This is a genomic window from Sulfuriferula sp., from assembly GCF_054605375.1.
On sequence record NZ_JBTSEG010000004.1, the window covers coordinates 126,955 to 138,965 of the forward strand.

The 12,011-nt window shown below is 56.7% G+C and carries 9 protein-coding genes and 1 pseudogene; 9 read left to right on the forward strand and 1 reads right to left on the reverse strand.

Features of this window, described 5'->3' with window-relative positions; genetic code table 11:
* Position 1: 1 nt before the first annotated feature.
* The 9 genes and pseudogenes from ACYCZJ_RS04450 to ACYCZJ_RS04490 all read left to right on the forward strand — a co-directional run bounded on the left by ACYCZJ_RS04450 (position 2) and on the right by ACYCZJ_RS04490 (position 11,480).
* Positions 2 to 1,102 (forward strand): efflux RND transporter periplasmic adaptor subunit, encoded by a 1,101-nt coding sequence (locus tag ACYCZJ_RS04450; RefSeq protein ID WP_461553012.1) that lies wholly within the window; start codon positions 2 to 4, stop codon positions 1,100 to 1,102.
* The gene (locus tag ACYCZJ_RS04455) at positions 1,099 to 4,230 is read left to right on the forward strand and encodes an efflux RND transporter permease subunit (RefSeq protein ID WP_461553013.1); all 3,132 of its coding nucleotides are present in this window, start codon (positions 1,099 to 1,101) and stop codon (positions 4,228 to 4,230) included. Before ACYCZJ_RS04450 ends, ACYCZJ_RS04455 begins: the two co-directional genes overlap by 4 nt.
* Before the next feature lie 8 nt (positions 4,231 to 4,238).
* On the forward strand, positions 4,239 to 4,874 hold the full coding sequence (gene folE, locus ACYCZJ_RS04460; protein WP_461553014.1) for a GTP cyclohydrolase I FolE: 636 nt from the start codon (positions 4,239 to 4,241) through the stop codon (positions 4,872 to 4,874).
* A gap of 112 nt (positions 4,875 to 4,986) precedes the next feature.
* Positions 4,987 to 5,409: a VOC family protein gene (locus tag ACYCZJ_RS04465; protein WP_461553015.1), complete on the forward strand. Its 423-nt coding sequence runs from the start codon at positions 4,987 to 4,989 to the stop codon at positions 5,407 to 5,409.
* Between the two features lie 210 nt (positions 5,410 to 5,619).
* Positions 5,620 to 5,934 (forward strand): annotated as a pseudogene (locus tag ACYCZJ_RS04470) (HU family DNA-binding protein); the annotation flags it as partial.
* A gap of 75 nt (positions 5,935 to 6,009) precedes the next feature.
* On the forward strand, positions 6,010 to 6,336 hold the full coding sequence (locus tag ACYCZJ_RS04475) for a hypothetical protein (RefSeq protein ID WP_461553016.1): 327 nt from the start codon (positions 6,010 to 6,012) through the stop codon (positions 6,334 to 6,336).
* Positions 6,337 to 6,765: 429 nt separating this feature from the next.
* Entirely contained in the window at positions 6,766 to 8,685 is a 1,920-nt protein-coding gene (locus ACYCZJ_RS04480) for a PrkA family serine protein kinase (protein WP_461553017.1), read from the forward strand.
* 13 nt (positions 8,686 to 8,698) lie between these two features.
* The gene (locus tag ACYCZJ_RS04485) at positions 8,699 to 9,964 is read left to right on the forward strand and encodes a YeaH/YhbH family protein (RefSeq protein ID WP_461553018.1); all 1,266 of its coding nucleotides are present in this window, start codon (positions 8,699 to 8,701) and stop codon (positions 9,962 to 9,964) included.
* Position 9,965: 1 nt separating this feature from the next.
* Positions 9,966 to 11,480 (forward strand): SpoVR family protein, encoded by a 1,515-nt coding sequence (locus ACYCZJ_RS04490; RefSeq protein WP_461553019.1) that lies wholly within the window; start codon positions 9,966 to 9,968, stop codon positions 11,478 to 11,480.
* Between the two features lie 87 nt (positions 11,481 to 11,567).
* Here the strand turns inward: ACYCZJ_RS04490 and ACYCZJ_RS04495 are convergent, their stop codons facing one another.
* Entirely contained in the window at positions 11,568 to 11,909 is a 342-nt protein-coding gene (locus ACYCZJ_RS04495; protein ID WP_461553020.1) for a PsiF family protein, read from the reverse strand.
* Between the last annotated feature and the right edge of the window lie 102 nt (positions 11,910 to 12,011).

Consider the following 12,011-nt stretch of genomic DNA (forward strand, 5'->3'; position numbering starts at 1 on the left):
GATGGCGATACGTACCTTTTTCACATTCCCATTGCTGCTGATCCTGTCGGCATGCGGCAAGCCTACCGAACAGGTCGTGCAGCCGCGTCCGGCACTGGTCTATACCGTAACCGCAAACGAAAACCATGGCGCCAGCGTGTATGCCGGCGAAATACACGCGCGCCACGAAGCGGATATCAGCTTCCGTGTCGGCGGCAAGGTCACTGCCCGACTGGTTGATTCCGGCAGTGCTGTTACGCCCGGGCAAGTACTTGGTCGACTCGATCCGCAGGATGCGCAACTCGCCACTACCGAGGCGCGGGCACAGCTGGCAGGTGCTGAATCCGAAGCTGCCAACGCCGCCAGCGAATTGGCACGGGCACAAAAACTGGTGCAGCAGAAATTCATCAGCCAGGCCGCACTGGATACGCGCCTCACTGCCGACAAAACTGCGCGTGCCAAACTTGCTGCCGCACGTGCCCAGTTCGACATCAGCGCCAACCAGTCGCGTTATACCGCTCTGACAGCAAGCGCAGCGGGGATTGTGACCACCGTCAATTTCGAGGCAGGGCAAGTCGTCAGCGCAGGTCAGCCGGTTCTGCGTCTGGCTTACACGGGTGACAAGGAAGTCCATGTGCGCGTGGGCGAAGCACAGGCACACCAGTTGAAAACGGGTATGCCGGTACAGATCCGGCTGTGGTCGGCTCCGGATAAAACCTATACTGGTGTCATCCGTGAGGTGGCACCCGCTGCCGATGAAAATCGTACCTATCTGGTGAAAGCTACCGTCAAGGATGCCAATGATGCAGTCAAGCTGGGCATGAGCGCCAGTCTGCTGTTTGCCGGTGCCACCAGCAACATACCCGCGATTTCTCTCCCCCCGGGTGCCTTGTTCCAGAACGGACAACAGCCTGCTGTATGGGTAGTCAACACGCAGCATCTGATCAACGCAGTACCGGTTGAAGTGGTGCAATACCGCAGCAATGCCGTTCTGGTGCGTGGCACCTTACCCCCCGGCACCCAGGTAATTGCGGCAGGTGCCCACAAACTTTTGGCCGGACAGAAAATTCAGCCTGTACCTTATGACGGCGTCTCCCCCGTGGGGGCGGGAAGCCGCCTGTGAGCCGGTTCAATCTGTCGGAATGGGCACTCGCACACCGTAATTTCGTACTTTACCTGATGGTGCTGTTCACCGTTCTGGGGGTACTTGCCTATGGCAAACTGGGCCAGTCGGAAGACCCGCCATTCACCTTCAAGGTCATGCTGGTACAGGCTTACTGGCCTGGCGCAACTGCCCACGAGATGGAGCAACTGGTCGCCAATCCCATAGAAAAAGCACTGCTGGAATCACCTCACATCGACACGGTAAAAAGTTTTTCACGTCCCGGTTCGACACAAATCTTCATCACCGGCAAGGATGCCACGCCGCCTCGCGACATTCCGGACATGTATTACCAGGTACGCAAACGGGTCAGCGATATTCGGCACACGCTGCCGCAAGGCGTGATCGGTCCTTATTTCAACGACGAATTCGGGGAAACCTATGGCAATGTATTCGCGCTGACCGGCGATGGCTTCAGTCTGGCGCAACTGCGCGATACGGCAGACCGGTTGCGCAAGGAATTACTGCGTGTGCCGGGTGTGGCCAAGGTCGACGTGATCGGTGTGCAGGACGAAAAAATCCATGTCGATCTTTCCAACCAGAAACTGGCCAATCTGGGATTTAACGCCAACGAAATAATCACAGCACTGCAAGCCTGGAACAGCATGAATCCGGCGGGCAGCTTCGAAACACCGACGGATAGGATATATCTGCGCCCGAGCGGCAAATTCCGGACGGTTGAACAAATCCGCGATCTGCCGATACGCGTCGGCAATCGCACCGTACTGCTGAAAGACGTCGCCGAGGTTAAACGCGGCTATGCGGATCCCGCACAACCCGAGATGCGTTATGAAGGCACACCGGCAATCGGTATCGGTGTATCCATGCAGGCGGGCGGCGACATCATCGCGCTGGGCAAACATCTTGATGTCGACATTAACCGCATTGAGAAACAACTCCCGGCCGGACTGGTGCTGCACCGGGTAAACGACCAGCCACGTGCTGTACGCGCCTCGATCGGCGTATTCCAGCGATCCGTAGCAGAGGCCGTTTTTATTGTTCTGGCAGTGAGTTTTTTCAGCCTCGGCCTGCGTGCAGGAACCGTGGTCGCACTGTCTATTCCACTGGTGCTGGCAGCCACTTTTTTCTTTATGAACATCTTTGATGTCGGCCTGCACAAAATTTCGCTCGGTGCGCTCATTCTGGCGCTCGGCCTGTTGGTGGACGACGCCATTATCGCCGTGGAAATGATGTCGGTAAAAATGGAGCAAGGTCTCGATCGCATCAAGGCAGCCAGCGCGACCTATTCCACCACCGCATTTCCCATGCTCACCGGTACGCTGGTCACCGCTGCCGGTTTTTTACCGATCGCCACCGCACAATCCACGGTGGGCGAATATACTCGTTCGCTGTTTGAAGTCGTGACCATTGCACTGCTACTGTCATGGCTGGCTGCCGTGGTCGTGATTCCCTATCTGGGCTACAAATTACTTCCCAACCCGCATCAAGGTGACGCAGAGTCTCGCCGGTTTGGCGGCTTGCAACGCACAGTCCGGGCAATCAGCGCGCGTCAGCATGCGCTGGGCGAAATGTTTTACAAACGCTTTCGTAACGTGGTGACGTGGTGTGTTACCCGGCGCAAAACTGTCATTCTGATCACGCTGCTGGTATTCATCAGCGCGGTCGTCGGTTTCCAGTTTGTGCAAAAGCAGTTCTTCCCGGACGCTACCCGGCTGGAGCTATTGGTCGATCTGAAACTGCCCGAAGGCAGCTCGCTGGTTGATACCCAGCGCCAGGTTGTCAAACTGGAGCATTGGCTCAAGCAACACAAAACCGGCATCGATAATTATGTGGCGTATGTGGGCAGCGGCTCGCCACGTTTTTATCTGCCACTGGATCAGCAACTGCCCGCAGCCAATTTTGCCCAGTTCGTGATCACCACTCAAAACATCCAGACCCGTGAACATTTGCGCGGCCAGCTCATCGCCTTGCTCGACAGCGTCGAATTCGCGGCATTGCGCGGACGCGTACTGCGTTTGGAAAACGGCCCACCCGTCGGCTTTCCGGTGCAATTTCGCATCTCCGGTGACAATTTCGACACCTTGCGCAGTATCGCCGAACGGATGGCCGCGGAGATGCGCGCCAATCCGAATTTACGCAACGTACTAATGGACTGGGGCGAGCGCTCCAAAGCAATTTTTCTGGATGTGGATCAGGCGCGCGCGCAAGCGCTGGGCGTCACCCAGCAGAGTCTGTCACAACTTTTGCAAACTGCAATCCAGGGTGCCAATATCACTACTTACCGAGAACGCGACCAGCTTATCGAAGTCGTGTTGCGCGGTGCGCCGCTGGAACGCGAGCACATGGGCCTGCTCGCCAATCTCAATGTCCCCACCGCCAGCGGCAAAACCGTACCGTTATCGCAAGTCGCCACACTGCGCTATGGCCTGGAGGAAGGATTGATATGGAAACGCAACCGTGTCCCGACCATCACGGTCATGGGGGATATTTACAATACCGTTCAGGCGCCGACCGTGTCCGCTCAACTTGAGCCGCAAATGGATAAAATTCGCGCGACGCTGCCGCTTGGCTACCGGCTTGAAACCGGCGGCGCAACAGAAGAAAGCGCAAAAGCCAATGCATCCATCAATGCAGGGCTGCCGATTTTTCTGGTGGCTGTTTTGACACTCTTGATGTTGCAGTTGCAAAGCTTTCAGCGCGTCGTGATGGTGGTACTGACTGCGCCACTCGGGTTAATCGGCGTGGCGATGGCCTTATTGCTGTCCAATCGCCCATTTGGTTTTGTCGCCATGCTGGGTACACTGGCGCTAACCGGCATGATCATGCGCAATTCGGTGATCCTGATCGACCAGATCGAACGCAACATCAGCGAAGGGCAGGCGCCTTGGGACGCCATTATCGAAGCAGCTGTGCGCCGTTTTCGACCAATCATGCTCACCGCCATGGCAGCCATACTGGCGATGATTCCGTTGTCGGACGATGTATTTTTCGGACCCATGGCCACCGCCATCATGGGCGGCCTGTTCATCGCCACGATCTTGACCCTGCTGTTTCTGCCGGCACTGTATGCGGCGTGGTTCCGGGTTCGGCAACCTCACGATCAACGCAACAGCAACACCGTTTTGTAAGGATAAACATGAGTAACCATCACTGTGATCATGAACCCGCCGGCCATTCAATCCCGGGCAGCATCGGCATTCCACGCCAGGGGGAATTCAACCCGGACGCATTCGAGCAGGCAGTCACTGATTTGTTATTGGCCTGCGGGGTCAACCCGGAGAGCACGCACACCGGCAAAACTGCGCAGCGCGTGCGCGAACTGTGGCAAAAGCGCCTGCTGGGCGGCTATGCCATTGACCCCGCCGAAGCATTGGGCGAAGGCTTCGAGGACAACCGCCAGGACATGGTGGTGGTGCGCGGCATCGCTATCCACGGTGTTTGCCCGCATCATCTCGTGCCGTTTCGCGGCGTCGCGCATGTCGCCTACATCCCTGGCGGACGACTGCATGGCTTCGGCCGCATCGCCCGGCTGGTGGACGCCATCGGCCACCGCTTCACTTATCAGGAATGGATGACACGCGACATCGCCGAAGCACTGATGACCCACGGCAAAGCGCTGGGCGCAGCGTGCATCATCGAAGCAGAACAGCTGTGCCTGCTGCTTGGCGAAGACCGGCGCGGTGACGAACGCGTGGTAACCCAGGCATTTACGGGCTGCTTTGACTCCAGCCATCAATCACGGAATGAATTTTTACGCACGCTACAAGGGTAGAAATGTGGCCGCGTTTGGCTGGCGAACGCAACAAATGCCGGGCTGGAACGTGCCGTTTCCGATTAAATTTTGCAAGCCACAATCATGCTTTCCTTATTGAACGGGGCGCCATATGCAAGCTCGCATCACACTGATCACACTGGGTGTCGACGACCTGGAACGCTCTGTTGCGTTCTACAAAGACGGCCTCGGCTTCGCGACGCAGGGCATAATCGGAACAGCGCTTGAGCACGGGGCGGTTGCCTTCTTCAGCCTGGAATCCGGCCTGAAATTGGCGCTATGGCCCCGCAAGAACCTTGCCGCCGATACGGGATTGCCGCTTCAGGCGCCAAACCCGACCGAGTTATCCATTGGACACAATGTGTCTTCGGATGCAGAAGTTGATGCAGTCATGCTGGTCGCTGAAAAGGCCGGGGCCAGTATTATCAAGCCCGCACAAAAAACCTTCTATGGCGGCTACGCCGGATACTTTCAGAACCCGGACGGCCATTTATGGGAAGTCGCCCATGTACCGGATTTCGAGGCGCTGGGCTAGATATGGCAGCACACGGCCATTTCTGTTGCCCATGCAATCACTGTTTCCAGAGCATGATCTGGCTGCCCTAACAGGCATGCCAAGCGATAAAATCGGGCCGTCCTGCCACTTGAATAGCACGATAATTTCCCGGCTTGACTGTCGCAAACGCACAACAAATGATCATAGGCACTTGCAAGTCAGCCAAATTTCCACAACAATCCACATCGGTACTTTGACCACAACAACCGGGAGTCACACATGAACCGTAAAGAACTGATCGACGCACTGGCAGCAAAAACTGGCGGCACCAAGGCTGATGCCGACCGTAACATTGCGGCCCTCATCGAAATTGTCACCGCCACGCTGAAGAAAGGCGACAATGTCGCTCTGGTCGGCTTTGGTACATTTGAAGTTCGCAAGCGCGCAGCGCGTACCGGCCGCAACCCTGCCACCGGTGCAGAGCTCAAGATCAAGGCATCCAAAGCCCCTGCATTCAAGGCCGGCGCAACATTAAAGGCCGCTGTGAACGGTGTAAAGAAGTAAGCCTGCCACCCAAAGACCGGCAATCACCTGCCGGTCTTGCTGCAACAAACCTTCATTTAGTCCTCTGATCCAGACATGGGACGCCGCAATCACTATCACGTGTATGTCATCGAATTGTCCAGGGATGTGCTGTACGAAGGGCGATTCAAGAAATCCAACCCCGGTTACCTGACCGGAAAGCCTTGCGTTTATGTCGGCATGACAGGACTGGATCCCGACGTGCGTTTCGATAAACACAAGGCTGGTATCCAGTCCAATCGCTACGTCAAACAATTCGGCCTGCGGTTATTGCCTGATCTCTACGAAGTTTATAACCCGATGCCCTATGAGGGTGCCCGGGACATGGAGGTGGAACTGGCCATCAGTCTGCGCGAAGCGGGATATGGCGTTTGGCAGGCCTGAACTCGAAAGCTTCTCGCCTTTGATAGTTTTTGACCAGTCGACACATCAGTCTTCACCGAATAAAAAACCCGGCACCTTAAACAGAATGGCTGGGCCGTTTTTCACAATCCCGGCACATTTTGACGCGCTACGTTGTCACCTCTGAAATCCACTCCCTGCCGAAAGATCGGCGCTATTGGCGAGTTTGCCCAGCGTGATATGCACTGGATGGCAGCATCAACACAGCATGCGCACCAGCTTGAATCGAGCTTTGCTTTTTCCCTTTGCAGCGCACCACCTCTGTGCACAATGACTATACTGAATTCATGTCGGTGCCACGCAATTGCACTATTTATCCTCAACCCTGTCCAAACTTTGACGTTATGTATTTGGCATGCGCCTTGCTGGAGACAATGCAACACCCGATTGATCAACAATTAGGAGTTCGTCATGGGTCTATTCAATCAGTACATCGAACGCTACCGCCACGAGGAAGAAGAATACTCGCTGGAGGAATTCCTTGATGTTTGTAAACAGGAGCCGTCTGCCTACGCCAGTTCCGCTGAACGCATGCTGATGGCTATCGGCGAAGCGGAGCTACTCGATACGCGGCTCAATCCGCGCTTGTCCCGTATTTTTTCCAACAAGGTCATCAAGGTGTACCCGGCATTCAAGGATTTCTACGGCATGGAGGAAACGATCGAGCAGATCGTGTCTTACTTCCGCCACGCCGCGCAGGGCCTGGAAGAACGCAAGCAGATTCTCTACCTGCTGGGGCCGGTGGGCGGGGGTAAATCGTCACTGGCGGAAAAGCTCAAACACCTGATGGAAAAAGCGCCGTTCTACGCCATCAAGGGCTCGCCGGTGAACGACTCGCCGCTGTCGCTGTTTGCTGCGGACGAGGACGGCGATATCCTGGAGCAGGAATACGGTATTGCACGTCGCTACCTGGGCAAAGTCCTGTCGCCCTGGGCCGTCAAGCGCCTGCATGAATACAACGGTGACATCACAAAATTTCGCGTGGTCAAACGCTGGCCTTCGGTACTGGGGCAGATGGCGATTTCCAAGACCGAACCGGGCGACGAAAACAACCAGGATATTTCCTCGCTGGTGGGTAAGGTCGATATCCGCAAGCTGGAAAAATATTCGCAGGATGACGTCGATGCCTACAGCTTTTCCGGCGGATTGTGCCTGTCCAACCAGGGGCTGATGGAATTCGTCGAGATGTTCAAGGCGCCGATCAAGGTGCTGCACCCGCTGCTGACTGCCACGCAGGAAGGCAACTACAAGGGCACCGAGGGCTTCGGCGCGATTCCGTTCGACGGCGTGATACTGGCGCACAGCAACGAATCAGAGTGGACGACGTTCCGCAACAACAAGAACAACGAAGCATTCCTGGATCGTATTTACATCGTCAAGGTGCCGTACTGCCTGCGCGTATCCGAAGAGGTCAAGATTTACGAAAAGCTGATGCAGCACAGTTCGCTGTCGGCAGCGCCATGCGCTCCGGGCACGCTGGAAATGCTGGCGCGGTTTTCGGTGCTGACGCGGTTGAAGGAACCGGAAAACTCCAGTATCTATTCCAAGATGCGCGTCTATGATGGCGACAATCTCAAGGACACCGACCCCAAGGCCAAAAGCTATCAGGAATACCGCGATTTTTCCGGGGTGGACGAGGGCATGACCGGAATTTCCACGCGCTTTGCGTTCAAGATTCTGTCGCGCGTGTTCAACTTCGACCACACCGAGGTCGCTGCCAACCCGGTACATCTGCTTTATATACTGGAACAGCAGATCGAACAGGAGCAGTTTGCACCCGAAGTGGAGCAACGCTATGTGGCCTACCTGAAAGAATATTTGTCGCCACACTATGCCGAATACATCGAGAAGGAATTGCAGACGGCCTATCTCGAATCCTATTCTGAATACGGCCAGAATATCTTCGACCGCTACGTGACCTACGCCGACATGTGGATACAGGATCAGGAATACCGCGACCCCGACACCGGCGAGAGCCTGGACCGTAGCCAGCTCAACGCCGAGCTGGAAAAAATCGAGAAGGCCGCCAGCATTGCCAATCCGAAAGACTTCCGCCATGAAGTGGTCAATTTCGTTCTGCGTGCACGCGCCCTGAATCACGGCAAGAATCCGGCCTGGACCAGCTATGAGAAGTTGCGGGTGGTGATTGAAAAGCGCATGTTCTCCAGCACCGAAGACCTGTTGCCGGTCATTTCATTCAACGCCAAAGCGTCCAGCGAAGAGCAGAAAAAGCATCACGACTTCGTCCAGCGCATGGTGACCAAAGGCTACACCGACAAGCAAGTGCGCTTGCTGGCCGAATGGTATCTGCGCGCCCGCAAAACCTCATGATGGAATTGCTGCCATGAGCCAGCTCGTCGACCGCCGCCTGGCCGGCAAAAACCGCAGCGCCGTCAACCGCCAGCGCTTTCTGCGCCGCTTCAAGGAGCAGATACGTGACGCCGTGAAGCACGTGGTTTCCAGTCGTGGCGTGGCTGACCTGGAGCGCGGCGAGAAGATTTCCATACCCGCCAAGGACATGGCCGAGCCGGCGTTCCATCACGGTCCGGGCGGGCGCCGCAACATCGTCCATCCCGGCAACCGCGAGTTCGTGCGCGGCGACAAGGCGGATCGCCCTCCCGGTGGCGGCGGTAGCGGGGGCAGCGGCAGCGCCTCGGAAGACGCCGAAGGCATGGACGATTTTGTGTTCGAACTGTCGCGCGAAGAATTCATGGACTATTTCTTCCAGGATCTGGCGCTGCCGGACATGGTAAAGAAACAGCTCGCCGCTGTGCCCGAAGTGAAGCGCGCACGCGCCGGTTTCGTCAGTCAGGGCAACCCGTCCAGTCTGCATGTGGTGCGCTCCATGAAACAGGCCATCGGCAGGCGCATGGCGATGTCATCCAGCCCGCGCGAAGCTTTGCGCGAAGCCGAAGAAGCGCTGCAGGAACTGCTAGATCAAGGCCGCGACGCCAGCCCTGAAGCCGACGCCTTGCGTGAGGAAATTGCCAGCCTCAAGGCGCGCATTGCCGCCGTGCCTTTCATCGACACATGGGACTTGCGCTACGCCAACCGGGTGAACCAGCCCACGCCGAGCAGCCAGGCCGCGATGTTCTGCCTGATGGATGTATCCGGCTCGATGGACGAAAACCGCAAAAATATCGCCAAGCGCTTTTTCATGCTGCTCTACCTGTTTCTCACCAAGAGCTACGAGCGCATCGATCTGGTGTTCATTCGTCACCACACGACGGCCAAGGAGGTCGAAGAGGAGGATTTCTTTTCTTCGCGCGAGTCCGGCGGCACGGTGGTATCGAGTGCGCTGGTGCTGATGCGCGACATCATCCGCGAGCGCTATCCTTCGGCCAACTGGAACATCTACGCCGCGCAGGCGTCGGATGGCGATAACTGGGAAAACGATTCGCCGCGCTGCCGGGAACTGCTGGTGCAGGACATTCTGCCTCTGACGCAGTATTTCGCTTACGTCGAAATCGAAACCGAACAGCCGCAAAGCCTGTGGCGCGAATACACTCAGGTCAGTGCAGCCAGCCGCCGCTTTGCCATGCAACGCATCCTCTCGCTGGAAGACATCTACCCGGTATTTCGTGAACTGTTCAGGAAAAAGGTGGCTTGAGATGACCGATACAGAGCCCGTCGCCGAACGCCGGCCTTTGTCCGAAGGCTCCGAATGGACCTTCGAACTGCTCGACACCTACGATCGCGAGATCGGCCTGGCCGCCGCGTACTACGGACTGGACACTTACCCGCGCCAGATCGAGGTCATCACTTCCGAACAGATGATCGATGCCTACGCCTCGGTCGGTATGCCGGTCGGCTATCACCACTGGTCCTACGGCAAAGGCTTTTTGTCTACGCAAAAAAGCTACCAGCGCGGCCAGATGGGGCTGGCCTACGAAATCGTCATCAATTCCAGCCCGTGCATCGCCTACCTGATGGAAGAAAACACCATGACCATGCAGGCGCTGGTGATTGCGCATGCCGCCTATGGCCACAATTCGTTTTTCAAGGGCAATTACCTGTTCCGCACCTGGACCGACGCCGAGGGCATCCTCGATTACCTGGTATTCGCGCGCAATTTCATCGCCGAATGCGAGCAGCGCCACGGCGAAGAAGCCGTCGAAAATATGCTCGACTCCTGCCACGCCCTGATGAACTATGGTGTAGACCGTTACAAGCGCCCGACCCGGCTCTCCATGGCCAAGGAACAAGCACGCCTGATCGAGCGCGAAACCTATCTGCAGTCCCAGGTCAACGACCTGTGGCGCACCCTGCCCACCCGTCAGGCAACCGACAAACAAAACCAGAGCAAGCAGTTTCCGGTCGAGCCGCAAGAAAATCTGCTGTACTTCATCGAAAAAAACGCCCCGCGTCTCGAGCCCTGGCAACGCGAAATCGTCCGTATCGTCAGGAAAATTGCCCAGTATTTCTACCCCCAACGCCAGACCCAGGTGATGAACGAAGGCTGGGCCACGTTCTGGCACTACACGCTGTTAAACCATCTGTACGACGCGGGGAAACTCACCGATGGCTTCATGATGGAATTCCTGCAAAGCCACACCAATGTGGTCTACCAGCCGCCGTTTCACAGCCGCGCCTACAGCGGCATCAACCCCTACGCGCTGGGGTTTTCGATGTTCCAGGACATTCGCCGCATATGCGAACACCCCACCGGCGAAGACCGCCACTGGTTCCCGGAACTGGCCGGCAGCGACTGGAAGCAGTCACTTGATTTCGCCATGCGCAACTTCAAGGACGAAAGCTTCATCGCCCAGTACCTGTCGCCCAAACTCATCCGCGACTTCAAGCTGTTCGCCGTGCGCGACGACGACAGCGAGGACAAGCTCGAAATCAGCGCCATCCATGACGACGCCGGCTATCGCGCGGTGCGCCAGCACCTGGCCGAACAATACAATCTCGGCAACCGTGAACCCAACATCCAGGTCTATAAGGTAGACGTTTACGGCGACCGCGCCCTGACCCTGCGCCACTACATGCACGACCGCCGCCCGCTCGGCGACACCACCCCGGAAATGCTGCGCCACATAGCGCGCCTGTGGGGCTACAGTGTGCGGATGGAGAGCGTGGATCAGGATGGAATAGCCACCACCGTGGGGCTGTGCGAAGTTTGAATCGCACAACCAGCCCTGCGATCGCAACACGTCAGGTAGCCAATAAAAAACCCCGCCGCAGCGGGGTTTTTTCAGTAATATCCAAACTTATTTTTTCATGTTTTCCGGGCCTTTGGCTTTCAGGCACTCGCTCATGAATTTCTTGTGCTCAGCGCCTTTCATGCCTTTGGAAGCAGTCGAGCATGCGCCCATGGCGTTTTTGGGTTTGGCGGCAGCAGCAGGCTCGGCTTTCGCTGGTGCAGCGGCAGCAGCAGGTGCTGACAGGCAACTCTTCATGAAGGCTTTGCGCTCGTCGCCTTTGAGTGACTTGGCTGCGGCATCTTTATTGCAAGCGCTCATTTTGGTTTGCTGTTCGGTTTTTGCCGATGCAGCGAACGGGGTAAAGGCAAGTGCTGCGGCCATAATCAGTGCGGTCATCAATTTATTCATGTTGTCTCCACGATTTGTTGGTTAAGAAAAGCCAGCCACGGGTGTGACCTGAGCAGTATAACGAATCACGCTGCTGGATAGTTGACACGGCTACGCGTTCGA

Excerpts from the sequence above, each read along its gene's own strand:
- ACYCZJ_RS04450 (WP_461553012.1), top strand. The coding sequence starts at position 2 with ATGGCGATACGTACCTTTTTCACATTCCCATTGCTGCTGATCCTGTCG.
- folE (WP_461553014.1), top strand. The coding sequence starts at position 4,239 with ATGAGTAACCATCACTGTGATCATGAACCCGCCGGCCATTCAATCCCG.
- ACYCZJ_RS04465 (WP_461553015.1), top strand. The coding sequence starts at position 4,987 with ATGCAAGCTCGCATCACACTGATCACACTGGGTGTCGACGACCTGGAA.
- ACYCZJ_RS04475 (WP_461553016.1), top strand. The coding sequence starts at position 6,010 with ATGGGACGCCGCAATCACTATCACGTGTATGTCATCGAATTGTCCAGG.
- ACYCZJ_RS04480 (WP_461553017.1), top strand. The coding sequence starts at position 6,766 with ATGGGTCTATTCAATCAGTACATCGAACGCTACCGCCACGAGGAAGAA.
- ACYCZJ_RS04485 (WP_461553018.1), top strand. The coding sequence starts at position 8,699 with ATGAGCCAGCTCGTCGACCGCCGCCTGGCCGGCAAAAACCGCAGCGCC.
- ACYCZJ_RS04490 (WP_461553019.1), top strand. The coding sequence starts at position 9,966 with ATGACCGATACAGAGCCCGTCGCCGAACGCCGGCCTTTGTCCGAAGGC.
- ACYCZJ_RS04495 (WP_461553020.1), bottom strand. The coding sequence starts at position 11,909 with ATGAATAAATTGATGACCGCACTGATTATGGCCGCAGCACTTGCCTTT.